Genomic DNA, 23535 nt, shown 5'->3' with positions numbered 1-23535 from the left:
GTGGCCTGATGCATACCTGCATTCGTCCGGGCGTGAAGACTTACCGGTGCAGGGCCATGACGAGGATGGCCTTTTGCCGGGAGAGGAAGAGGACCTTCCTGGAAGGTCGCCGGTATCGAGGCCACACTCACCCTGGCGGTGGATGCGGAGGCGGTGCCGTGATGGGGCAAAGACCGGGCTTCTCATGATGGGAAAGCCCTGTCCTTAGACAAGATCTTTTCTGGCGGCGACGCGAGGCGCTGGCAGATGGAAAAAAATGTGGAAGGCGGCAAATTACATGCAGACGAACATCGTATCGGCACGCGCATCTGGCGATGTGGAGCATGCGCGGCAGGCGCTCGATTCAAAGACGACCCAGGCGGCAGGGGGCATTTCGGACATGAAGCATGAGGCTCTGTTTGAGCGATTCAGCAAGCGTCTGAAGGCGCAAGTCGGTCAGGACGTCTACGCAAGCTGGTTCGGTCGCCTGAAGCTTCATTCCATCTCCAAAAGCGTCGTCCGCCTCACGGTTCCCACGACCTTTCTGAAGTCCTGGATCAACAATCGCTATCTCGACCAGATCACGACCATTCTGCAGGCCGAAGACCCCGACATTCTCAAGGTGGAAATCCTGGTGCGCAGCGCGAGCCGCAGCGCCCGTCCGGTTGCCAGTGAAGACCGCCCCCTGATCGCGGAAGCCGCTCCGTCCGCAGCTGCCCCCATGTCGTTTCCGAGAGGCTCCGCGGCCCGCGAGACGGGCAAGGTTGCGTCCTTTCCAATGTCGCTCGGCACGCGGCCTGCCGCAGCCGGCCCGCTGTTCGGTTCGCCGCTGGATTCCCGCTTCACCTTTGACAGCTATATAGAAGGTCCGTCCAACCGCGTTGCCCTTGCGGCTGCCAAGACAATTGCCGAGGCAGGCGCGGGCGCGGTCCGCTTCAACCCGCTCTTCATCCATTCCGGCGTCGGTCTGGGCAAGACCCATCTGCTGCAGGCCATCGCCAATTCCGCCGTCTCCAGCGCGCGCGCGCCGCGGGTTGTCTATCTGACGGCAGAATACTTCATGTGGCGCTTTGCCACCGCCATCCGCGACAACGACGCCCTGACGCTCAAGGACTCACTGCGCAACATCGACCTGCTGATCATCGACGACATGCAGTTCCTGCAGGGTAAGATGATCCAGAACGAGTTCTGCCATCTGCTCAACACGCTGTTGGACAGCGCCAAGCAGGTGGTCGTGGCCGGCGATCGTGCGCCATGGGAACTGGAATCGCTCGATCCGCGCGTGCGCTCGCGCCTTCAGGGCGGCGTCGCCATCGAAATGGAAAGCCCCGACTACGAGATGCGCTTTGAAATGCTGAAGCGCCGCCTGGAGATTGCGCAGCAGGACGATCCGTCGCTCGATATCTCCGTCGAAATTCTTTCGCATGTGGCGCGCAGTGTCGCCAGCAGTGGCCGCGACCTCGAAGGCGCCTTCAACCAGCTGGTCTTCCGCAAGTCCTTCGAGCCGTCGCTCTCGCTCGAGCGCGTGGACGAACTCCTGGTGCATCTGGTCGGCACGGGTGAAGCCAAGCGGGTCCGCATCGAGGACATCCAGCGCATCGTCGCACGCCATTACAACGTCTCGCGGCAGGAGCTGGTCTCCAACCGCCGCACACGCGTCGTGGTCAAGCCCCGCCAGATCGCCATGTATCTGGCAAAGACCCTGACGCCGCGGTCCTTCCCGGAAATCGGACGCCGCTTCGGTGGCCGCGACCACACGACCGTCCTGCACGCCGTGCGCAAGATCGAGGACCTGATCACCGGCGACACCAAGCTCTGCCATGAGGTCGAGCTGTTGAAGCGACTGATCAACGAAAACAACGCCTGAGAGTTTCTCCCTCCACAGACCAAAAAGCCCCGGCGTGGATCACGCCGGGGCTTTTTGGTCTGTGGAGGGATTGCCTTGTCACCAGGTCTCAGCCCGCGCCAATCCTAACGGAAACGACGTGCGGAGCGCCTTGATCAGCAGGCGAGGTCGGCGACGACGGAATCGAGGATCAGCATGCCGGACGGCGTACAGCGCAGCCGCGAATTGCCGAGCCGTTCGATGAAGCCGTGTTCCAGCAGGGTCTGCTCTCGGACCGGATCGGGATCGCGCCCGGAAAGCTGCTGCCAGCGCGCAAGGTCGACGCCTTCGGTCAGCCGCAGCCCCATCAGCAGCAGCTCGTCGGCCTGTTCGTCGCGTCCAAGCTCTTCCTCGTCCACCATCCCGTGGCCCTGTCTCTCGACAAGCTCGAGCCAGGCTTCAGGGCGCCGTTCCGTGGCGGTGGCAATCTTGTAGGGTCCGCGCGTCAGCCGCCCATGTGCGCCCGGACCGATGCCTGCATAGTCGCCGTAGCGCCAGTAGGTCAGGTTGTGGCGGCTTTCGGCTCCTGGCCGTGCGTGGTTGGAAACCTCATACGCCGGCATTCCGTGGCGGGCGGTGATCTCCTGCGTCGCCTCGTAGAGGTCAGCGGACTCGTCACCGTCCGGCACGATGAGCTTGCCAGCCTTGTGCAGCCCGTAGAAGGGTGTGCCCTCCTCGATGGTCAACTGGTAGAGCGAGAGGTGATCCACGGCGTAGGAGATGGCCTCCTTCAACTCCGCCTCCCAGGCCGCGATCGTCTGTCGCGGGCGGGCATAGATCAGGTCGAAGCTCATGCGCGGAAAGATCTCGCGGGCAAGCTTGATCGCCTTCAGCGCGTCGTCGACATCGTGCAACCGGCCCAGAAAGCGCAGGTCCGTGTTGTTCAGCGCCTGCACGCCGAGCGACACGCGGTTGACGCCGGCGGCCCTGTAGCCGCGAAACCGTTCGGCCTCGACGCTGGAGGGGTTGGCCTCCATGGTGATCTCGATCCCGTCCGGCATATGCCAGTGGCGGGAAATGCCGTCGATCACCGTCTGAACGGTCACCGGGTCCATCAGGGAAGGCGTGCCGCCGCCGAGAAAGACGCTGGTGACGGTCTTGGGGCCGCTCATCCGGCGCATCGTTTCCATCTCGCGCAGCATGGCGGCGGCGAACCGCGCCTGGTCCACCGGGTGATGCCGGACATGGCTGTTGAAGTCGCAATAGGGGCACTTGGCCGCGCAGAACGGCCAATGCAGGTAAATCCCGAAGCCGGGCTCGCCGGTGTCGGGAAGAAGGGGGGCGTCGATGTTCAACGGAGTTCAGGCCTCCAGGCAGGTTTCGACGAAGCGTTTGAAGGCGCGGGCGCGGTGGGACAGGGCTTCCGGTTCGCCGCGCTGCCAGCCGTGCTTTTCATCCGAGCTCATCTCGCCGAAGGTAAGCTCATGACCTTCGGGTTGAAAGACCGGATCGTAGCCGAAGCCTTTGTCTCCCCGTGGTGGCCAGGCGACGACGCCTTCGACCTCGCCGCGGAAAAACTCGGTGTGCCCGTCCGGCCAGGCGAGGCAGAGCACGCTGACGAACCGGGCGGTTCTCTGGTCGGCTCTGACGGCACCGCGTTCGGCCAAAGCCTTCTCGAGCTTTTCCATCGCCATGACGAAATCGCGCGTTCCGTCCTCGCGTTCGGCCCAGTTGGCCGTATAGACGCCAGGCGCACCGTCCAAAGCGTCGATCACCAGGCCGGAATCGTCCGAAAGCGCCGGAAGACCAGACGCCTTGGCGGAGGCCAGGGCCTTGATCGCAGCATTCTCTTCAAACGTGGTACCGGTTTCGTCGGGCTCCTCGAAATTCAGGTCGGCGGCCGATCTGGCGGAAAAGCCGAACGGACCGATCAGCTCGGCGATTTCGCGGATCTTGCCGGCATTGTGGCTGGCAACGACGATGGTTTTTGTTTCAAGCTTTCGCATCAGGATCACCTCAGCCGATCGACCAGAGACCTGGTTCGGCACATTCGAGACTGTTGCCCGCAGGGTCGCGGAAATAGATGGACCGGGCGCCGTTGGGCCAGGTCACGTCGCTCTCAATGCTAATCCCGGCCGCCGTAAGTCTCTCCGCCATGGCGTCGAGATGGTCCCGGGCGACACGGAAACAGGCGTGCCCCGGGCCGTTTGCACCATGCTGCGGTACCTGCAGGGCATTCTCCGGCGGCGGCTTGACCGTCTCCGCCGGATTGAAGATCAGCAGAATGCCGGCGCCGCACCGGAAGAAGACATGTCGGTCGCTGGCACGCAATACGCGCTCGAGGCCGAGCACTCCGCCGTAGAAGGCCTCGGCGGCATCGAGGTCTTCCGCATAGAGGGCGGTTTCCAGGATACCTTCGATCAGCACCGTCACCCGCGCCTCCTGGCTACTGCGCGATCGCCTGCTTCTGCATCGCAACCAGCTCTTCCGTCCCCGCCTTGGCAAGCTTCAGCAGCGACAGGAATTCCTCCTCGCTGAACGGTGCGCCTTCCGCGGTGCCCTGAATTTCGACGATGCCGCCGGTGCCGGTCAGCACGAAGTTGGCGTCGGTCTCGGCGGCGGAATCCTCCAGGTAATCGAGGTCGATCACCGGCTGGTTGGCGAAGATACCGCAGGAGATGGCGGCGACGTGGTCTTTGAGAACCTTGTCGAGCTTCACCATGGAGCGGGCTTCCATCCACTTGAGGCAGTCGTGAAGCGCAATCCAGCCGCCGGTGATGGCAGCCGTCCGGGTGCCGCCGTCCGCCTGGATGACGTCGCAGTCGATCGTGATCTGCTTTTCCCCGAGTGCCGTCAGATCGACGACGGCGCGCAGCGAACGACCGATCAGCCGCTGAATTTCCTGTGTGCGACCGCCCTGCTTTCCTGCGGTGGCTTCACGCCGCATCCGGTCGCCCGTGGCGCGCGGCAGCATGCCGTATTCGGCCGTCACCCAGCCCTTGCCGCTGTTGCGCAGCCAGGCCGGCGGCTTCTCTTCAAGGCTTGCCGTGCAGAGCACATGCGTATCGCCGAACCGGACAAGGCAGGAGCCTTCCGCATGCTTGGAGAAGTTGCGCTCGAAGGAAACCTTGCGCATCTGGTCGGTTTTTCTGCCTGAAGGCCGCATATCGTGCTCCCGAGAGTGTGTAGGCGCCTTCTAAGGGGCCGTCAGGTCATTTGCAAAGGAAAAGGGGCCTTCACAGTGTCCCGCGGCGCCTTGCCAAGGATTTTCCGTTGGCGGAGTGGCGGGGGAAAGACTATATTTTACGTTCAGATGACAATCAGAGGGTTCAAAGCGAACCATGGACTTTATGGCACGAGGGGACAACGCCACCCGGCTGGACGACCGTTCGCGCGAAATATTCCGCCGGATCGTGGAAACCTATCTGGAGACTGGAGAACCACTCGGGTCAAGGAACCTGGCGCGCATCCTGCCGATGTCGCTGTCTCCCGCTTCGGTCCGCAACGTGATGAGCGACCTGGAGGAGCTTGGCCTCATCTATGCGCCGCACATCAGTGCCGGGCGTCTGCCGACCCAGTCGGGCCTGCGCTTCTTCGTCGACGCCTTCATGCAGGTGGGCGATCTTACCGAGGAGGAACGCACGACGATCGAGCGTCAGATCCGCCCGGAAGACCGCGACAGGCCGATGGAAAGCCTGATGAACGAGGCGAGCCGCATGCTGTCGGGCGTCTCCCGCGGCGCCGGCATCGTGATCACCGCCAAGAGCGACCCGGTGCTGAAGCACGTGGAGTTCATCCGGCTGGAGCCGACCAAGGCTCTGGCGGTACTGGTGGGCGAGCACAATCAGGTGGAGAACCGCATCATCGATCTGCCGGCTGGCGTCACCTCCTCGCAGCTGACCGAGGCCGCCAATTTCCTGAACGCGCATCTGAGCGGTCAGACGCTGGTCGAGCTCCGGGGGCAGTTGCAGAAGCTGAAGGCGGAGGTTCAGGACGAACTGACGATCCTGTCCCAGGATCTGGTGGAGCGTGGCTTGGCCGTCTGGTCCGGTAGCCGCGAAGAAGGCAAGCCCAATCAGCTGATCGTCCGCGGCCGTGCCAATCTCCTCGAGGGGATGACTGATGTCGATGATCTCGACCGGCTGCGCATGCTGTTTGACGATCTGGAGAAGAAGGACAGCCTGATCGAGATCCTCGACCTCGCCGAAACCGGGCCTGGCGTGCGCATCTTCATCGGCTCCGAAAACAAGCTGTTCTCGCTGTCCGGCTCGTCGCTGATCGTCGCGCCCTATCGCGATCAGGAGGAGCGGATCGTCGGAGCGGTCGGGGTGATCGGGCCCACCCGGCTCAATTATTCCCGCGTGGTGCCGATGGTGGATTACACGGCCCAGCTTCTTGCTCGGCTCACCCGCCAGCCGCTATAGCCACACAATCCCCTGCCAAGCCTTGATTTTTGAGGTTCAAACCTCGATATCGGGCACGACTTTGTGAACCACAATACCGGAGAAGGTCATGACCGACGAGACAAAGAAGAACGGACCTGACGCGGGCCATAACGAATACGCCCCCGACAACACCGCCGAAGCGGTGGCGTCCGCTCTGCAGGACGCAGCAGCCGACGAGGCGGACGAGGCGACGGCCGTCGAGCCGGATCCGATGGAAGTGTTGAGGGCCGAGAACGCCGACCTGCGCGACCGTTTCCTGCGCATGGTGGCCGAAATGGAAAACCTCCGCCGCCGGACGGATCGCGACGTCAAGGACGCCAAGTCCTATTCGGTTGCCGGTTTCGCACGCGACATGCTGGCGGTCTCCGACAACCTGCGTCGCGCACTGGATGCCGTGCCGGAAGATGTTCGTCAGAATGCCGACCAGGCATTGGCGATGCTTCTGGAAGGGGTGGAACTGACCGAACGCTCCATGCTGTCTGCCCTCGAGCGCCATGGCGTCCGCAAGATCGACGCAGAAGGCCAGAAGTTCGATCCGAACTTCCACCAGGCGATGTTCGAGATCCCCAACCCGGAAGTGCCCAACAACACCGTCCTGCAGGTGGTCCAGGCAGGCTTCACCATTGGTGATCGCGTGCTGCGGCCGGCCATGGTCGGCGTCTCCAAGGGCGGCCCCAAGGCTGACCCTTCGGCAGCCGCCGCCGGGAGCGAAAACGGCCAGGGCTGACACCTTCAGGTCCATGCACAACGAAAACCGCCTGCCACGTCCATGGCAGGCGGTTTTGTTTTGGGCAATCGAAGGGGAAGGATCAGGCCGCGTTGGACGCCTGTTCCTCATTGAGGAAGGCGTAGATCGCCGAGGCAGAATCCGTCTGCCGCAGCTTGTTGACCAGTTCCTGGTCGCGAAGGACGCGGGCAATCCGCGAAAGGGCCTTCAGATGGTCGGCTCCGGCCCCTTCGGGGGCCAACAGAAGAAACACGAGATCCACCGGCTCGTCGTCGAGCGCCTCGAAATCCACGGCACTGTCGAGGCGCGCAAAGACGCCCTTGATCGAAGAGATGCTGCCGAGCTTGCCATGCGGAATGGCGACGCCATGGCCCACCCCGGTCGAGCCAAGGCGTTCGCGCTGCAGGATGACGTCGAAGATCTCCCGCTCCGGCACGCCCGTCAGCTTCGCCGCCTTGGCGGCCAGCTCCTGCAGCAACTGTTTCTTGGAATTCACCTTGAGGGCGGGAATAATTGCATCTTGCTGCAGCAAATCTGCCAAAGCCATTCTCTTCATCCTTTGTGCCACCGCGAGGGCGGAGCGAGCGCTGTTGCCAACGCTCGCCTAGAGATCTGTTAGCCTTTGATATTGGCGGCGTCGATCCAGCCAATATTGCCGTCCTGGCGGCGATAGACGACATTGAGGTCCTCCGTGCCCGGAGCCCGGAACAGGAGGAGGGGTTCGTCGGTCATGTCCAATGCCATCACGGCAGTGGCGACCGACATTGTTCTCAGCTGCTTCGAACTCTCCGCTACGATCGTCGGCGCGAAGTCCTCGGGGACCTCGTCATGATCGTCCGGAACAGCATCCATGACGGTGTATGCAACTTCGGCATGACCATTGCCCTGCGGGCCGGAATGGTGGTCCTTCAGCTTCCGCTTGTAGCGGCGCAGGCGCTTCTCGATGCGCTCCGCGGCTGCGTCGAAGCTCAGTTGCGGATCATTGGCTTCGCCGGCAGCATGCAGGACGACGCCCGTGTCGAGGTGAACCTTGCAATCGCTCGAAAAGCGCGAGCCGGCTTTCTCGACGATGACCTGGCCCGAGTATCCTCCATCGAAGTACTTGGTCACAGCGTCCGAAATCTGAGTCTCGATCCGCTCGCGGAACGATTCACCGATTTCCATCTGCTTACCACTTACACGCACACTCATGGATTTATTCCTTCTTGTCGTGACTTGCGTGTTCCAGTCTACGCCAAGCTGTCCCCTCATCCAAGCGCATCGCAGAGCACGAGAATGAATTTGAGGCCTGGAGACTGAAATTTGGGGATCGTTCTTTTTGCGTACGTTGCAATTGCGGCGCGCTTCTAGCGCCACGCGCCCCGAAAGTCAACGCATCGTTAATATACGTGCCGAATGCCCTGCGAAATAGGGGCAGAACGCTGACGCTACTCGCCGGCGATTCGCAGACATCATACCGCGTTTCGGGACTAAGGGGCACCTCTCGCCGGCACGCGATCAAGTCTGGCCGTCCGCCGCAACGGCCGCGTTGAAATCCGCGAAGAACTGCTGCGCGAGCTTGCGCGATGCGGAATCGATGAGACGTGAACCGAGCTGGGCAAGCTTCCCGCCGACCTGCGCCTTGGCAGCATAACGCAGGATGGTCTCGTCGCCGTCTTCGATCAGGACGACGTCGGCTGCGCCCTTGCCGAACCCTGCAATGCCGCCTTTGCCTTCCCCCGAGATGGTATAGCTTTCCGGAGCATTGATGTTGGAGAGGGTAATCTCGCCGTTGAAGGTCGCGCCGACCGGCCCGATCTTGATGCGGACGGTCGTCACGAGTTCGGTCGGCGACGTCTTCTCCAGGCTCTGGCAGCCCGGAATACACTGCCTGAGGATTTCCGGGTCGTTCAAGGCGTGCCACACCACCTCGCGCGGCGCAGCGATGCGCTCTTCACCGTCAACATCCATGTGGACCTCCTCCCAGATCGTGGGAGAGGACGTTACGGCAGGGGAAAGCGCTTTGCCAAGTGGCGGGTGGATGCTATTTGCACCCAAACCACAAGACAGCTGGAAGAATATGGTCAGGATCAAGGACAAGCGCTCCGACAAGAGGCCGGGAAAGCCTCGGGCATCGGCTACGCCGTCTGGCGCAGCCAGGCCGACGTCGGCTGTCTCGCCTGTAGCAAAGCCGAAGCAGGAAGAGGCAGTGCCGCAGCGTCGCCTGATGACGCGTCAGGGCGATCGCCCTGTCGAGCGCGTCCCGGTGATCCTGGAATCTTCCGGCGCCGGCGATTTTCATCTGGTCGACAGCGGCAATGCCCTGAAGCTCGAGCAATACGGCCCCTACCGGATTATCCGGCCGGAAGCGCAGGCTCTGTGGCAGCCGGCATTGAGCGAGAGTGTCTGGAGCAATGTGGATGCCGTCTTCACCGGCGATACCGACGAGGACGGCATGGGCCGCTGGCGCTTCCCCAAGGAAGCGCATGGCGAGACCTGGCCCCTGTCGCTGCTGGGCGTCGATTTCCATGGGCGCTTCACCTCGTTTCGCCACGTCGGCGTTTTCCCCGAGCAGATCGTCCACTGGGAGTGGATGAAGAAGCAGGTCGAAAATGCCGGTCGGCCGGTCAAGGTCCTCAATCTCTTCGGCTATACCGGTGTCGCTTCGCTGGTGGCCGCGGCCGCCGGCGCGGAGGTCACCCATGTGGACGCTTCCAAGAAGGCGATCGGCTGGGCGCGCGAGAACCAGGCGCTGTCGCGGCTGGAGCGTGCCCCGATCCGCTGGATCTGCGAGGATGCCATGAAGTTCATCCAGCGCGAGGAACGACGCGGCAGCCGCTACGATATCATCCTGACCGACCCGCCGAAGTTCGGGCGCGGCCCGAATGGCGAGGTCTGGCATCTCTTCGAGCACCTGCCGCTGATGCTCAATATCTGCCGGGAGCTCCTGTCGCCCCAGGCCCTTGGCCTGGTGCTGACCGCCTATTCAATCCGCGCCAGCTTCTATTCCACCCATGAGCTGATGCGCGACATCATGCGCGGCGCCGGCGGCGTGGTGGAATCGGGCGAACTGGTAATTCGCGAGGGCGGCCTCGAGGGCAATGACCCCGGGCGCGCGCTTTCCACCTCCCTTTTCAGCCGCTGGATTCCGCAATGAGAGACGAGACACGAGACGGCGGTCCGCGCCGTGTGGGGCAGGTGAAGGAGGTAACGAGCCTCTCCAATCCCATCATCAAGGACATCAAGGCGCTGACCAGCAAGAAGGACCGGGAGCAGACCGGCACCTTCATGGCGGAGGGCCTGAAGCTGGTCATCGATGCGCTGGAGCTCGGCTGGACGATCCGAACGCTGGTCTACGCAAAGGCGGCAAAGGGTAAGCCGCTCGTCGAGCAGGTCGCGGCGAAGACTGTCGCCAAGGGCGGGCTGGTGCTCGAGGTGAGCGAGAAGGTGTTGTCGTCGATCACCCGGCGCGACAATCCGCAGATGGTCGTCGGCATCTTCGACCAGCGCTGGGGCACGCTCGAGGCCCTGGATCCGGCGAAGGGCAAGACCTTTGTCGCGCTCGATCGCGTCCGCGATCCGGGCAACCTGGGAACGATCATCCGGACGGCCGATGCGGCCGGTGCCTCGGGGGTCATCCTGGTGGGAGACTGCACCGATCCCTTTTCGCTGGAGACGGTTCGGGCCACGATGGGCTCCGTCTTCGCCCTTCCGCTGGTCAAGGCCTCCCCGGAGCAGTTTCTGGCCTGGCAGAAGCGGGCCGGCATCGAGGTGGTCGCCACCCATCTGGCCGGTGCGGTGGATTACCGGACGGTGGATTACGTCAAGAAGCCGGTGGCACTTCTGATGGGCAATGAACAGTCCGGCCTGCCGGACAGTCTTGCCAAGGCCGCAGACCGGCTGGTGCGGATCCCCCAGCAGGGGCGGGCCGACAGCCTCAATCTCGCCGTTGCAACGGCGGTAATGCTGTTTGAAGCACGTCGCCATCTCCTGTCTCTGGATGCCGATCGATGACGGGCGCTGCGTCGATTTTCTCGCGGCCGCTGGTTGCTGCCGCCGTTATCCTGATCGCCGTCATCCTTGATCAGGCGATCAAGTTTGCCGTCGAAGCCTATCTTCCGCTTCAGGAAGCCGTGCCGCTTCTTCCGGTGCTGGCCCTCTACCGGACCTACAACCTCGGCGTTGCATTTTCGCTCCTCTCGGGCATGGAGCGGGAGTTCATCATCGGCATGCGTATTGTCATCGTCGGCTTCGTGCTCTGGCTGTGGCGCCGCACGCCGGCCGATCGAACCTGGACCCATCTGGGCTTCGCCCTGATTGTCTCGGGAGCGATCGGCAACCTGATCGACGGCTTTCTCTACGGCCATGTGATCGACTACATCCTCTTCCATACCGGGACATGGTCGTTCGCCGTCTTCAATCTTGCCGACAGCTTCATCTCCATCGGTGCGGGACTGGTGATTCTGGACGAAATCCTGGGGTCAGGAAAGAAGCCTGATTCGGCGTCACGCAGCTGACAATCAGCGAACGAGCCGCTTGTCTTGGCCTGAATTAGTCGGCAAAAGGCCCTCTCGACAGGCGGTTTCCATTGTTACAATCATTGTCATTTTCCTGTCGCGGGATCATGATTATTGACGGTGACTTGAACCGGTAGGGCAGATTGCCATGGCGCTCGAATTCCTGAAGCACGACGTGAACGTAAACCCCAGTCAGTCGCTGTCGGGGGACCAGGCAGGCGATCTGCTGGGCCGGATTGGAAGCCTCGAGACACGCCTCGCCCGCACCGAGCGCGAGGTCAACGCTGCCCAGGCGGTGCGCTACCGGGTGTTCGTCGAGGAGATGAAGGCCCAGCTGCCTGCGGATGCCATGCGCCAGCGCCGTGACTTTGACGCCTATGATGCGGTCTGTGATCACCTCCTGGTTGTGGATCGGTCGATCGACGGCGACATAGAAGATCAGATTGTCGGCACCTACCGGCTGCTGCGCCAGCAGGTTGCGATGGCCCATGGCGGTTTCTACTCGGCATCCGAGTTCGACATCGCCCCGCTGCTCGCCCGCCATCCCGACAAGAAGTTCATGGAGCTCGGCCGTTCCTGCGTGCTGCCCGCCTATCGCACCAAGCGGACGGTGGAGCTGCTGTGGCAGGGCAATTGGGCCTATGCCCTGAAGCACGGCGTATCGGCCATGTTCGGCTGCGCCTCCTTCTTCGGCACCCGACCGGAAGAGCACGCGCTGGCGCTGTCCTTCCTACACCACAATGCCCGCGTGAAGGGCGAATGGCATGTGGCGGCCTTGCCGGACCTCTATCGCGAGATGGACCTGATGCCGGTCGAGGCGGCCAACGCCCGCAAGGCGCTGAACGCCATGCCGCCGCTGATCAAGGGCTACCTGCGGCTCGGTGCCATGATCGGCGAGGGCGCGGTCGTCGACCAGGCCTTCAACACCACCGATGTCCTGGTGGTGCTGCCGATCTCCGCCATCTCCGGCCGATACATCAACTATTACGGCGCCGACGCCGGCCGCTTCGCAAGCTGACGCGAAGGCCGGCGTCGCCAGTCTCAGGTGCCGGCGTTGTAGGCGGCAATCGCGGCCATGTTGACGATGTCGGAGTCCTTGGCGCCCATCGAGGTGATCTGCACGGATTTGTCCAGGCCAACCAGCAGCGGTCCGATGACGGTCGCGGTACCCAGTTCCTGCAGCATCCGCGTCGAGATCGATGCGGAATGGATCGCCGGCATGACGAGCACATTGGCCGTGCCTGACAGACGGCAGAACGGATACTGCTCCATGCGGTGCGGATTGAGTGCCACGTCCGCGGCCATTTCCCCGTCATATTCGAAATCCACCCGCCGCTTGTCCAGGATCCTCACCGCCTCGCGCACCCGCTCCGAGCGCTCTCCCGTGGGCTGGCCGAAGGTGGAATAGGCGAGCATCGCCACGCGCGGTTCATACCCCATGCGGCGGGCGACCCGTGCGGCCTCCACGGCAATATCGGCCAGTTCCTCGGCCGTCGGCATGTCGTGGACGGCGGTATCGGCAACGAACACGGTCCGGCCGCGCGACAGCGCAAGCGAGACCCCGATCACCCGGTGTCCCGGCTTCGTATCGATGCAGCGGCGCACGTCCTGGAGTGCTGAGGCATAGTTGCGGGTGGTGCCGGTCACCATCGCGTCGGCGTCGCCCACCGCGACCATGGTGGCCGCAAAGTGATTGCGGTCATTGTGGATGAGCCGCTGCACGTCGCGCAGGAGGAAACCCTGCCGCTGCAGCCTTTCGTAGAGGTGATCGATATAAGCCTCGACCCGGGTGGAGATGCGGGCGTTGACGATTTCGATGCCGGGGCGATCGAGGTCGATACCGGCCTTCTCCGCGGTCGTGCGGATGACATCGTCGCGGCCCAGCAGGATGGCCGTTCCAAGCCCGTGGTGGGCAAAGGAAACCGCCGCCCGCATCACCTGCTCCTCTTCGGCTTCCGCAAAGACGACCCGCTTCGGGAAGCGCCGCACGCGCTCGTAGATGCCCTGCGTGGTCGCGGCCATCGGATCGCGGCGGGCCGAAAGCTCTCGGCCATAGGCGGCGAGATCGGTGATGTTGCGTCGGGCGACGCCGCTTTCCATGGCCGCTTCCGCCACCGCGACCGGGATCGCCGAGATCAGTCGCGGGTCGAACGGAACCGGGATGATGTACTGCGAGCCGAACCGCGGCCGGTTGCCCTGGTAGGCGGCGGCCACATCGTCGGGCACGTCCTCGCGGGCGAGATTGGCAAGCGCCCGCACGGCAGCGATCTTCATCGCATCGTTGATCTGGGTCGCGCGCACATCAAGCGCGCCACGGAAGATATAGGGGAAGCCCAGCACGTTGTTGACCTGGTTCGGATAGTCCGAACGCCCGGTCGCCATGATTGCGTCGTCGCGGATGCGGGCCACCTCCTCGGGCGTGATCTCCGGATCCGGATTGGCCATCGCGAAGATGATCGGCCTGTCCGCCATCGAGCGGATCATTTCCTCGGAAAAGGCGCCCTTCTGCGACAGGCCGAACACCACGTCGGCACCCTTCATCGCCTCTTCCAGCGTCCGCTTGTCGGTCTTGGCGGCATGAGCGGATTTCCACTGGTTCATGCCCTCGGTGCGGCCCTGGTAGATGACGCCCTTGGTATCGCAGAGGATGATGTTTTCGGCAGCGAAGCCCATCGCCTTGATGAGCTCCATGCAGGCGATGGCGGCCGCACCCGCGCCGTTGCAGACGAGCTTCGTCGTCGTCAGATCGCGGCCCGTCAGTTCCAGCGCATTGATCAGACCGGCTGCGGCGATGATCGCCGTGCCGTGCTGGTCGTCATGGAAGACCGGGATGTCCATGAGCTCGCGCAGGCGGCTCTCGATGATGAAGCACTCCGGCGCCTTGATGTCTTCCAGGTTGATGCCGCCGAAGGAAGGCCCGAGGAAGCGCACGCAGTTGATGAACTCGTCGACATTCTCCGTGTCGACCTCCAGATCGATGGAATCGACGTCGGCGAAGCGCTTGAACAGCACCGCCTTGCCTTCCATCACCGGCTTCGAGGCCAGCGCCCCGAGATTGCCGAGGCCGAGGATCGCCGTGCCGTTGGAGATGACGGCCACCATGTTGCCGCGCGTCGTGTAATCGTAGGCGCAGTCGGGATCGGCAGCGATGGCCTTCACCGGCACCGCTACGCCCGGCGAATAGGCCAGCGACAGGTCGCGCTGCGTCGCCATCGGCTTCGTCGGGTTGATTTCCAGCTTGCCGGGGCGTCCTTCGGCATGGAACGCAAGGGCTTCCTGTTCGGTAACGGAAGCCCGCGATCGGGTGATCTTGTCGTTCATGGCAAAGCTCCTCCAGCTTTTTGTGGGCAGCCAACCTCCTGGCTGCGGTATCGGTTGTCTTTCAGGGGCCATCATCGATAGAGTCGGCCATCAGCTTCCGCAACAGAAAATCGGCCCGTGACCCAGCACCAACGCTTCGCCATTGACGCCCTGACGGCCGCCGAGCTTGCCTCGGACGAGAGCCGTGCGACGGCAACGCCGATGATGGAGCAGTACATCGAGATCAAGGCGAACAATCCGGGTTCACTGCTCTTCTACCGCATGGGCGACTTCTACGAGCTGTTCTTCGAGGATGCGGTGGAGGCCGCCCGCGCGCTGGGGATCACGCTGACGAAGCGCGGCCAGCACATGGGGCAGGACATCCCCATGTGCGGCGTGCCGATCCACGCTGCCGACGATTACCTGCAGAGGCTGATTTCACTCGGCTTCCGCGTTGCCGTCTGCGAGCAGGTGGAAGACCCGGCCGAGGCCCGCAAGCGTGGCTCCAAATCGGTGGTGAAGCGGGACGTCGTGCGGCTGGTAACCCCCGGCACGCTGACCGAGGACAAGCTCCTCTCGCCGTCGGAATCCAACTACCTGATGGCGCTCGCCCGCATTCGCGGCACGTCGGAGCCGCTGCTGGCGCTTGCCTGGATCGACATCTCCACGGGCGTCTTCCGGCTGGCGGAGACGGACCAGTCGCGGCTTCTGGCCGATATTCTGCGCATCGAGCCGCGCGAACTGATCGTGCCCGACACGATGTTCCACGACCCGGACCTGAAGCCGGTGTTCGACGTGCTCGGCAAGGTGGCGGTGCCGCAGCCGGGCGTCCTCTTCGACAGTGCCAGCGCCGAAGGCCGCATCACCCGCTATTTCGGTGTCGGGACACTGGACGGCTTTGGCAGTTTCTCGCGTGCCGAGCTTGCCGCAGCCTCGGCCGCCATCGCCTATGTCGAGAAGACGCAGATTGCCGAGCGGCCGCCGCTCGCCATCCCCGAGCGCGAAAGTGCCGCCTCGACGCTCTTTATCGATCCGGCCACCCGCGGCAATCTGGAACTGACCCGGACGCTTTCGGGGGATAGGGACGGGACGCTTCTGAAGGCGATCGACCGCACCGTGACCGGCGGCGGTGCCCGCCTGCTGGCCGAGCGGCTGATGTCGCCGCTGACCGATCCGGAGCCGATCAACCGCAGGCTGGATTCGATCTCCTTCCTTCTGGGCGAGCCGTCGCTCTGCTCGGACCTGCGCGCGTCGCTGAAGCAGGTGCCGGACATGCCGCGTGCCTTGTCGCGCCTGGCGCTCGACCGTGGTGGTCCGCGGGATCTCGGCGCCATCCTGCATGGCCTCGAAGCCGCGCGGGCGGTTGTCGACGATCTCGAGAAGGTCATGCTGCCGGAGGAACTCGGCCAGGCGCTTGCCGATCTGAGAGCTTTGCCATCGGCGCTTGAGCGACAGCTGAGCGACATGCTCGCCGACGAACTGCCGCTTCTGAAGCGGGACGGCGGGTTCCTGCGCGACGGGGCCGATGCCGAACTCGACGAGGTGCGGGCGCTGCGCGACCAGTCGCGCCGCGTCATCGCCGGCCTGCAGCTGCAATATGCCGAAGACACCGGCATCCGGTCGCTCAAGATCAAGCACAACAATGTGCTCGGCTATTTCATCGAAGTCACCGCCGGCAATGCCGGACCGATGACCGACAGTCCGGAAGGCAAGGCCCGTTTCATCCATCGCCAGACCATGGCGAACGCGATGCGCTTTACCACCACCGAACTCGCCGATCTGGAAAGCCGGATTGCCAATGCCGCGGATCGCGCCCTGGCGATCGAACTCTCGGCATTCGATCGCATGGTCGAGGCGGTCACGGCAGAAGCAGAAGCGATCAAGAAGGGCGCCCGCGCCATTGCGGAAATCGATGTCGCCGCCGGTCTGGCGCTGCTGGCCGAGGAATGGGGCTATCACCGTCCGACGGTGGACGCCTCGCGGATGTTTGCCATCGAAGGCGGCCGCCATCCGGTGGTGGAACAGGCGCTGCGGCGCAAGTCGGACGGACCCTTCATCGCCAACGACTGTGATCTTTCCCCCTCGGGCGACGGCGAGTTCGGAGCGCTTTGGCTGCTCACCGGCCCGAACATGGGCGGTAAGTCGACCTTCCTGCGCCAGAACGCGCTGATTGCCATCCTCGCCCAGATGGGCTCCTTCGTGCCGGCAGCCTCCGCCCATATCGGCGTCGTCGACCGCCTGTTCTCGCGCGTTGGCGCCTCCGACGATCTGGCCCGCGGACGCTCCACCTTCATGGTGGAAATGGTCGAGACGGCAGCAATTCTCAATCAGGCGAGCGATCGTTCGCTGGTCATCCTCGACGAGATCGGCCGCGGCACGGCAACCTTTGACGGCCTGTCGATCGCCTGGGCCGCCGTCGAGCACCTGCATGAGGCCAACCGCTGCCGCGGGTTGTTCGCCACCCACTTCCACGAGCTCACCGTGCTGTCGGAGAAGCTCAACCGGCTGTCGAATGCAACGATGCGGGTGAAGGAATGGGACGGCGACGTCATCTTCCTGCATGAGGTCGGTCCCGGTGCCGCCGACCGCTCCTACGGCATTCAGGTGGCAAGGCTCGCCGGCCTGCCGGCCTCCGTCGTCGCCCGCGCCCGCGATGTTCTGACCCAGCTGGAAGATTCCGACCGCAAGAACCCTGCCAGCCAGCTGATCGACGACCTGCCCCTCTTCCAGGTCGCCGTCCGCCGCGAGGAACAGAAGAAAGCCGGCCCGTCCAGGATCGAGGAGGCGCTGAAGGCGATCAACCCGGACGACATGACGCCGAGGGATGCCTTGGACGCGCTCTATGCGCTGAAGAAGCAGCTGCGCAACTAGCGCTCGAGGAAGCTCCTTGTGAAGGTCCTCCCGAAGAATGTCGCCGCCACCGTGTCCCCGCCAGCCTTGGCCGGACGGGTGACGAGAACGGATTCAGCGGCCGCAGGGTGAGGTGGCTGGTACGTCATCCAGCGCGCGTGCCGGCCTCGAAGGCATCGGCTGGATCTGCGATGGCGAAGATTGCCAGCAGTGGAATGATGAGGTGGCGAGGACGCATTTTCAGGACTCTGTGATGTTTTTCGTGCCATCCGAATGGAGCCCTGTCCCTCCTGCCATTCGACTTGAAACGTGATAAAGGCCTCCAAGATCACGATTAAGGTCCCCGCTAGAGAGGTCGCTGGTGCTATCCGTCCCCTTGCCCTTTCTCGCCGGCCTTACCTTCGCTCTGGTGCTTCACCGCAGCTTGCGCCATGTCGCCGTTCCAGGGACACGCCTCTACTTCAACCTGTTCCTGGTACTGTATGCGCTGCAGGGCGTGGGAATCGGTCTGCGCTTCGGGTATGGCATCGAAACCCTGGCGCCATTCCTGCCCGTCTCGGCCGCTGCAATGCCGCCGCTTGCTTTCCTTGCCTTTCAGGCTCTGACGACGCAGCGGGTGGTGTCGCAATGGGTACATCTTGCGGCCCCGGCTGCCGTTGCCATGGCCGTATGGGCGAACCGCAATCTCGTCGACCCGCTGCTTCTTGTTATTTTCATCTCCTATGGAGCCTTGCTTTACCAGATGACGCGCACCGGCGGCGAGGTGGCGGTGGAAAGGGCACCTTTCCACCGCGTTACCGCCGTTCTTCGGGCAGCACGCCTGACGGCCGGGCTCATGCTCTTCTTTGGCGCCAGCGACGGGCTGCTCTGGCTCTACGCCAGCCGCTATGGCAACTCCGGAGTGCCTGTCGCCGTCAGCCTGATGAACCTTGCGCCGATCCTGGCAGTCCTCGTCTACTATCTGGCAGCCGGTGACGACGCTTCGGCCGGTGGAGCGACGGCCGCCACGGCCAAAGTGTCTGACGACGACCGCGAGATTGTCGCCAAGGTAGGGGCGGCGCTTGAGGACCGGAAACTCTACAAGCGGGATGATCTCAGTCTGACGAAGCTTGCAAGGCAGGCAGGCGTGCCGGCACGGAATGTTTCCGCTGCCGTGAACAGGGCAACGGGCCTCAACGTATCGCAGTTTGTAAACGGGTATAGGGTTGCCGAAGCGTGCCGTCTCCTGCAGGAGACGGACATGTCCTCAACCCAGGTCATGCTGGAATCGGGTTTCTCCACGAAGTCCAACTTCAACCGGGAGTTCCGCCGCATCACCGGCCAAAGTCCCTCGGAATATCGCAGCCGGTGCCGTGCGAAAGAGGCTGCAAGCCGGTGAAACAGACGCGGTAACGTGTCACAAGACGAAAAACGACTTTGAAAACTCGGCAATGATAAACATTGTCCAGCATCCCCCGGAGCGGATATAGCCTGCCCGGGGTTGGCATCAGCAGGACGACATGGCGACAGACGTGAACGACTTCTCCGACATTCTCGATGTGGACCAGTTGCGGGCGCAATGCCGGGCGGTGGTCAAGGACGACAGCCAGACGATGCTGGAGATGCGTGCGGCCCTGCTCGCCATCCTGCGCAAGGCAAGCACCGAGAGCCGCAGCACAATCCGCAGCCTGCTCGACAAGGACGGCGGCGGGCTCGCCTGCGCGCGGCGGCTGTCCTGGTTGCAGGACCAGCTGATCCAGGTCCTGCACGAGACGATCGCCGAGAAGGTCCAGCCGGAGGCGACGCGGGTTGCCGTCGCCGCCGTCGGCGGCTACGGCCGCGATACGTTGGCGCCGGGGTCAGACATCGATCTTCTCTTCCTGCTGCCGGCGAAGAACTCCGAGGCGATGCGCAAGGCGGTGGAATTCCTGCTCTACGTGCTCTGGGACATGGGCTTCAAGGTCGGCCATGCCACCCGCACGGTCGAGGAATGCATCCAGCTGGCCAAGACCGACATGACGATCCGCACGGCGATTTTGGAAAGCCGCTACATCTGCGGCGACGAGGCCCTGGTCGCCGATCTGGAGAAACGCTTCGACACGGAGATCGTCGCCGGCACCGGCCCGGAATTCGTGGCAGCCAAGCTCGCCGAGCGCGACCAGCGCCACCAGAAGGCGGGCGATACGCGCTATCTGGTCGAGCCGAACGTCAAGGAAGGCAAGGGCGGCCTGCGCGACCTGCACACGCTTTTCTGGATCTCGAAATACTACTACCGCATTCGCGACGCGGAGGAACTCGTCAAGCTCGGCGTCCTGTCGCGACACGAGTGGAAGGTCTTCCAGAAGTCGGACGATTTTCTCTGGGCCGTGCGCTGCCACATGCACTTTCTGACCGGCAAGGCGGAGGAGCGGCTGTCATTCGACATCCAGCGGGAGATCGCGGAAAGCCTCGGCTACCACACGCGGCCGGGCCTGGCGGCCGTCGAACGCTTCATGAAGCACTATTTCCTCGTCGCCAAGGATGTCGGCGATCTGACCCGCATCTTCTGCGCCGCGCTCGAAGACGAGCAGGCCAAGGAGGCGCCAGGGCTGAAGAACGTCATCTCGCGCTTCACCAAGCGCGTCCACAAGATCCCGGGAACCGTGGATTTCGTCCAGGACCGCGGCCGCATCACGCTGGCCGATCCTGACGTCTTCAAGCGCGATCCGGTCAACATCATCCGGCTTTTCCACGTCGCCGACATCAACGATCTGGAGTTCCACCCGGACGCGCTGAAACGCGTGACGCGCTCCCTGTCGCTGATCACCGACGAGGTGCGCGAGGACGAAGAAGCCAACCGCCTGTTCCTGTCCATGCTGACCTCGCGGCGCGCTCCGGCGCTGATGCTGAGGCGGATGAACGAGGCGGGCGTGCTCGGCCGCTTCATTCCGGACTTCGGGCGGATCGTCTCAATGATGCAGTTCAACATGTATCACCACTATACGGTGGATGAGCACCTGCTCCGCTCGGTGGAAGCGCTGTCGGAGGTCGACCAGGGCAAGGCTGCCGACATTCATCCGCTGGCCAACAAGCTGATGCCCTCCGTCGAGGAACGCGACGCGCTCTATGTCGCGGTGCTGCTCCACGACATCGCCAAGGGGCGACAGGAGGACCATTCCATCGCCGGCGCCCGCATTGCGCGCAAGCTCTGCCCGCGCCTCGGTCTGAACGCGAAGCAGACGGAACTGGTGGTCTGGCTGATCGAAGAGCATCTGATCATGTCGATGACCGCCCAGACCCGCGATCTGCATGACCGCAAGACGATCACCGATTTCGCCGAGAAGGTGCAGTCGATGGATCGGCTGCGGTTGCTGCTGATCCTGACGATCTGCGACATTCGCGCCGTCGGTCCGGGCGTCTGGAACGGGTGGAAGGGCCAGCTGCTGCGCACCCTCTATTACGAGACCGAGCTTCTGCTCTCCGGCGGCTTTTCGGAGGTCTCGCGCAAGGAGCGGGCAAAGCACGCGGAGGAGGAGCTTTTCCAGGCCCTGTCGGACTGGAGCCAGAAGGACCGCCGCGTTTATTCGACGCTGCACTACCAGCCCTATCTGCTCTCGGTGGCCCTCGACGACCAGGTCCGGCATGCCCACTTCATTCGCGACACCGATAGGGCCGGGCATGTGCTGGCGACCATGGTGCGCACGCACTCCTTCCACGCCATCACCGAAATCACCGTTCTGGCGCCGGACCATCCCCGGCTGCTGTCGATCATCGCCGGCGCCTGTGCGGCGGCGGGCGCCAATATCGCGGACGCGCAGATCTTCACGACGACGGATGGCCGGGCGCTCGACACGATCCTCATCAACCGCGAGTTTGCGATCGACGAGGACGAGACGCGCCGGGCGGCAACCATCGGCAAGATGATCGAGGACGTGCTGTCGGGCAAGAAGCGGCTGCCCGAGGTCATCGCCACTCGCGCCAAGGGCAAGAAACGCAACAAGACGTTCCACATCCCGCCATCGGTGATCCTCTCGAACGGCCTGTCGAACAAGTTCACGGTCATCGAGGTCGAGTGCCTCGACCGAACCGGCCTTCTGGCGGAGATCACCGCCGTGCTGGCCGACCTGTCGCTCGACATCCACTCCGCCCGCATCACCACCTTCGGCGAAAAGGTCATCGATACCTTCTATGTCACAGACCTTCTGGGCTCGAAGATCACCAATGAAAACCGCCAGGGCAATATCACGGCGCGGCTGAAGGCGGTGATGAGCGAGCAGGAGGACGAGCTGAGGCGCGGCATGCCGTCCGGCATCATCGCTCCGGCACCGGCGCCTAATCGGCGCGCACAGACGGCACAGCGCCGGCCAAAGGCGGCGGAAGCATGAGCCTCGTCAGGAAGTTTGCGACCGTCGGCGGTGCCACGCTGGGCAGCCGCCTGTTCGGCTTTGCCCGTGAGACGATGATGGCGGCGGCCCTCGGGACCGGCCCCATGGCGGACGTCTTCTATGCCGCCTTCCGTTTTCCCAACCTGTTTCGACGCCTCTTTGCAGAAGGTGCCTTCAACGCCGCCTTCGTGCCGCTGTTCTCGAAGGAGATCGAGACCAATGGCGTGGATGGCGCCAGGCGGTTCTCCGAGGAAGTCTTCGGCGTCCTCTTCTCGGTGCTGATGCTGATCACCATCGCCATGGAACTCGCCATGCCCTGGCTGGTCGACTGGATCATTGCGCCAGGCTTCGCCGACGATCCGGAAAAGTCGGCACTGACTGTCCGGCTCGCAGCGGTGATGTTCCCCTACCTGATGTGCATGTCGCTGACGGCGATGATGAGCGGCATGCTCAACTCGCTGCATTATTTCTTCGCGGCAGCCATCGCGCCGGTTTTCCTGAACATCGTGATGATCGCGGCCCTGGGCTACGCCTGGTGGAGCGGCGCGGATGCCTTGTTGACAGCATGGTATCTATCCTGGAGCGTCCTGGTGGCCGGCGTCCTGCAGCTCTCCGTCGTCTACTTCGGCGTCCGCCATGCGGGTATCCGGATCGGCTTCCGGCGGCCTCGGATGACGCCCAACGTCAAGCGGCTTCTCGTTCTCGCCGTCCCTGCTGCCATCACCGGCGGCGTCACGCAGATCAACCAGGTGATCGGCCAGGCTATTGCCTCGACCAAGGACGGTGCCATTGCGGCGCTTCAGTACGCTGACCGCATATACCAGCTGCCCTTGGGCGTGGTCGGCGTCGCGGTGGGGGTCGTGCTGCTTCCCGAACTGTCGCGCGCGCTGAAGGGCGGGCACATGAAGGAGGCGGCGGGTATCCAGAACCGTTCGCTCGAATTTGTGCTGTTCCTGACCCTGCCGGCGGCGGTCGGCCTCTGGATCCTGTCCGAACCGATCATTCGCGTGCTCTACGAGCGCGGTGCATTCTCGGCGGAAAACTCCGCGGTCGTGGCTTCGATTCTGGCGGTGTATGGGATCGGCCTTCCGGGCTTCGTCCTGATCAAGGCGCTGCAGCCGGGATTTTATGCGCGCGAAGACACTCGCACGCCGATGCGCTTCACGATCGTATCGGTGGTCGTCAACTCTGTCCTGGCGATCGCGCTTTTCCCGATCCTTGCCGAACAGGGCATTGCCACCGCCGAGGCCACGGCGGGCTGGATCAATGCCACGCTTCTCTTCTCCACGCTGCTGTGGCGAGGGGACCTGCCGTGGGAATGGGCGCTGCTGAGGCGGACACTGCTTCTACTGGTCTCTGCAGGCGTGATGGGGGCGGCGCTGGTCTATGCCCTGCCATATGCGGCGCCGTGGCTCGCGCCGGAGGTGTCGCTCCTGCAGCAGGTGGCCGCGCTGGCCTGTCTGCTGGCGTTCGCAATGCTGGTCTATTTCCCGGTCGCCTTTGTCATCGGCGGTGCCGACAGCGGAATGATCCGCCGGAACCTCAAGCGCAAGCCGCCGAAGGTCTAAAG

Annotated in this window: 19 protein-coding genes; 11 read left to right on the top strand and 8 right to left on the bottom strand. The window is 63.5% G+C overall.

What is annotated here, in order from left to right; genetic code table 11:
• Positions 1 to 277: 277 nt before the first annotated feature.
• Positions 278 to 1846: a chromosomal replication initiator protein DnaA gene (gene dnaA, locus EO99_RS0118085; protein WP_037112376.1), complete on the top strand. Its 1569-nt coding sequence runs from the start codon at positions 278 to 280 to the stop codon at positions 1844 to 1846.
• 134 nt (positions 1847 to 1980) lie between these two features.
• On the opposite strand, the gene hemW is transcribed toward dnaA, so the two are convergent.
• The 4 genes from hemW to rph are packed head-to-tail and all read right to left on the bottom strand — an operon-like array spanning position 1981 to position 4970.
• Positions 1981 to 3159 (bottom strand): radical SAM family heme chaperone HemW, encoded by a 1179-nt coding sequence (gene hemW, locus EO99_RS0118080; protein ID WP_029620010.1) that lies wholly within the window; start codon positions 3157 to 3159, stop codon positions 1981 to 1983.
• A gap of 6 nt (positions 3160 to 3165) precedes the next feature.
• Positions 3166 to 3810 carry an RdgB/HAM1 family non-canonical purine NTP pyrophosphatase gene (gene rdgB / locus EO99_RS0118075; protein ID WP_029620009.1) on the bottom strand — a complete coding sequence of 215 codons (645 nt, stop codon included), beginning with the start codon at positions 3808 to 3810 and terminating at the stop codon, positions 3166 to 3168.
• A 10-nt stretch (positions 3811 to 3820) separates the two neighbouring features.
• On the bottom strand, positions 3821 to 4228 hold the full coding sequence (locus EO99_RS0118070) for a VOC family protein (protein ID WP_029620008.1): 408 nt from the start codon (positions 4226 to 4228) through the stop codon (positions 3821 to 3823).
• A 22-nt stretch (positions 4229 to 4250) separates the two neighbouring features.
• Positions 4251 to 4970, bottom strand: a complete 720-nt coding sequence (gene rph, locus EO99_RS0118065) for a ribonuclease PH (RefSeq protein ID WP_029620007.1) — start codon at positions 4968 to 4970, stop codon at positions 4251 to 4253.
• Between the two features lie 175 nt (positions 4971 to 5145).
• Here rph and hrcA point away from each other — a divergent pair, with 175 nt between their 5' ends.
• A complete protein-coding gene (gene hrcA / locus EO99_RS0118060) occupies positions 5146 to 6228 on the top strand; it encodes a heat-inducible transcriptional repressor HrcA (RefSeq protein ID WP_051679946.1) in 1083 nt (360 codons plus the stop codon).
• 88 nt (positions 6229 to 6316) lie between these two features.
• A complete protein-coding gene (grpE, locus tag EO99_RS0118055) occupies positions 6317 to 6976 on the top strand; it encodes a nucleotide exchange factor GrpE (protein WP_029620005.1) in 660 nt (219 codons plus the stop codon).
• Positions 6977 to 7058: 82 nt separating this feature from the next.
• Here the strand turns inward: grpE and ptsN are convergent, their stop codons facing one another.
• The 3 genes from ptsN to EO99_RS0118040 all read right to left on the bottom strand — a co-directional run bounded on the left by ptsN (position 7059) and on the right by EO99_RS0118040 (position 8926).
• Positions 7059 to 7523 carry a PTS IIA-like nitrogen regulatory protein PtsN gene (gene ptsN, locus EO99_RS0118050; protein WP_029620004.1) on the bottom strand — a complete coding sequence of 155 codons (465 nt, stop codon included), beginning with the start codon at positions 7521 to 7523 and terminating at the stop codon, positions 7059 to 7061.
• A gap of 68 nt (positions 7524 to 7591) precedes the next feature.
• On the bottom strand, positions 7592 to 8167 hold the full coding sequence (hpf, locus tag EO99_RS0118045) for a ribosome hibernation-promoting factor, HPF/YfiA family (RefSeq protein WP_029620003.1): 576 nt from the start codon (positions 8165 to 8167) through the stop codon (positions 7592 to 7594).
• A 306-nt stretch (positions 8168 to 8473) separates the two neighbouring features.
• Entirely contained in the window at positions 8474 to 8926 is a 453-nt protein-coding gene (locus tag EO99_RS0118040; RefSeq protein WP_029620002.1) for an SRPBCC family protein, read from the bottom strand.
• Between the two features lie 109 nt (positions 8927 to 9035).
• On the opposite strand from EO99_RS0118040, the gene EO99_RS0118035 reads away from it, so the two are divergent.
• From EO99_RS0118035 to EO99_RS0118020, 4 genes are all read left to right on the top strand, one after another.
• Positions 9036 to 10112 (top strand): class I SAM-dependent methyltransferase, encoded by a 1077-nt coding sequence (locus EO99_RS0118035; RefSeq protein ID WP_029620001.1) that lies wholly within the window; start codon positions 9036 to 9038, stop codon positions 10110 to 10112.
• Entirely contained in the window at positions 10109 to 10969 is an 861-nt protein-coding gene (locus EO99_RS0118030; RefSeq protein WP_029620000.1) for a TrmH family RNA methyltransferase, read from the top strand. Before EO99_RS0118035 ends, EO99_RS0118030 begins: the two co-directional genes overlap by 4 nt.
• The gene (gene lspA / locus EO99_RS0118025; RefSeq protein ID WP_029619999.1) at positions 10966 to 11472 is read left to right on the top strand and encodes a signal peptidase II; all 507 of its coding nucleotides are present in this window, start codon (positions 10966 to 10968) and stop codon (positions 11470 to 11472) included. The genes EO99_RS0118030 and lspA overlap by 4 nt, the downstream gene beginning before the upstream one ends.
• Positions 11473 to 11620: 148 nt before the next feature.
• Positions 11621 to 12490: a GNAT family N-acetyltransferase gene (locus tag EO99_RS0118020; protein WP_029619998.1), complete on the top strand. Its 870-nt coding sequence runs from the start codon at positions 11621 to 11623 to the stop codon at positions 12488 to 12490.
• A 23-nt stretch (positions 12491 to 12513) separates the two neighbouring features.
• Here the strand turns inward: EO99_RS0118020 and EO99_RS0118015 are convergent, their stop codons facing one another.
• On the bottom strand, positions 12514 to 14793 hold the full coding sequence (locus EO99_RS0118015) for an NADP-dependent malic enzyme (protein ID WP_029619997.1): 2280 nt from the start codon (positions 14791 to 14793) through the stop codon (positions 12514 to 12516).
• Positions 14794 to 14994: 201 nt separating this feature from the next.
• Here EO99_RS0118015 and mutS point away from each other — a divergent pair, with 201 nt between their 5' ends.
• The 4 genes from mutS to murJ all read left to right on the top strand — a co-directional run bounded on the left by mutS (position 14995) and on the right by murJ (position 23533).
• The gene (gene mutS, locus EO99_RS0118010) at positions 14995 to 17643 is read left to right on the top strand and encodes a DNA mismatch repair protein MutS (RefSeq protein WP_081852120.1); all 2649 of its coding nucleotides are present in this window, start codon (positions 14995 to 14997) and stop codon (positions 17641 to 17643) included.
• Positions 17644 to 17983: 340 nt separating this feature from the next.
• On the top strand, positions 17984 to 19000 hold the full coding sequence (locus EO99_RS0118000; protein ID WP_156034884.1) for a helix-turn-helix domain-containing protein: 1017 nt from the start codon (positions 17984 to 17986) through the stop codon (positions 18998 to 19000).
• A gap of 121 nt (positions 19001 to 19121) precedes the next feature.
• On the top strand, positions 19122 to 21965 hold the full coding sequence (locus EO99_RS0117995; protein WP_037112371.1) for a [protein-PII] uridylyltransferase: 2844 nt from the start codon (positions 19122 to 19124) through the stop codon (positions 21963 to 21965).
• Positions 21962 to 23533: a murein biosynthesis integral membrane protein MurJ gene (gene murJ, locus EO99_RS0117990; protein ID WP_029619993.1), complete on the top strand. Its 1572-nt coding sequence runs from the start codon at positions 21962 to 21964 to the stop codon at positions 23531 to 23533. Before EO99_RS0117995 ends, murJ begins: the two co-directional genes overlap by 4 nt.
• Positions 23534 to 23535: the final 2 nt, after the last annotated feature.

The organism is Pseudorhizobium marinum (assembly GCF_000705355.1).
Lineage (GTDB): Bacteria > Pseudomonadota > Alphaproteobacteria > Rhizobiales > Rhizobiaceae > Neorhizobium > Neorhizobium pelagicum.
This window is presented reverse-complemented; position numbering and strand designations above follow the sequence as displayed.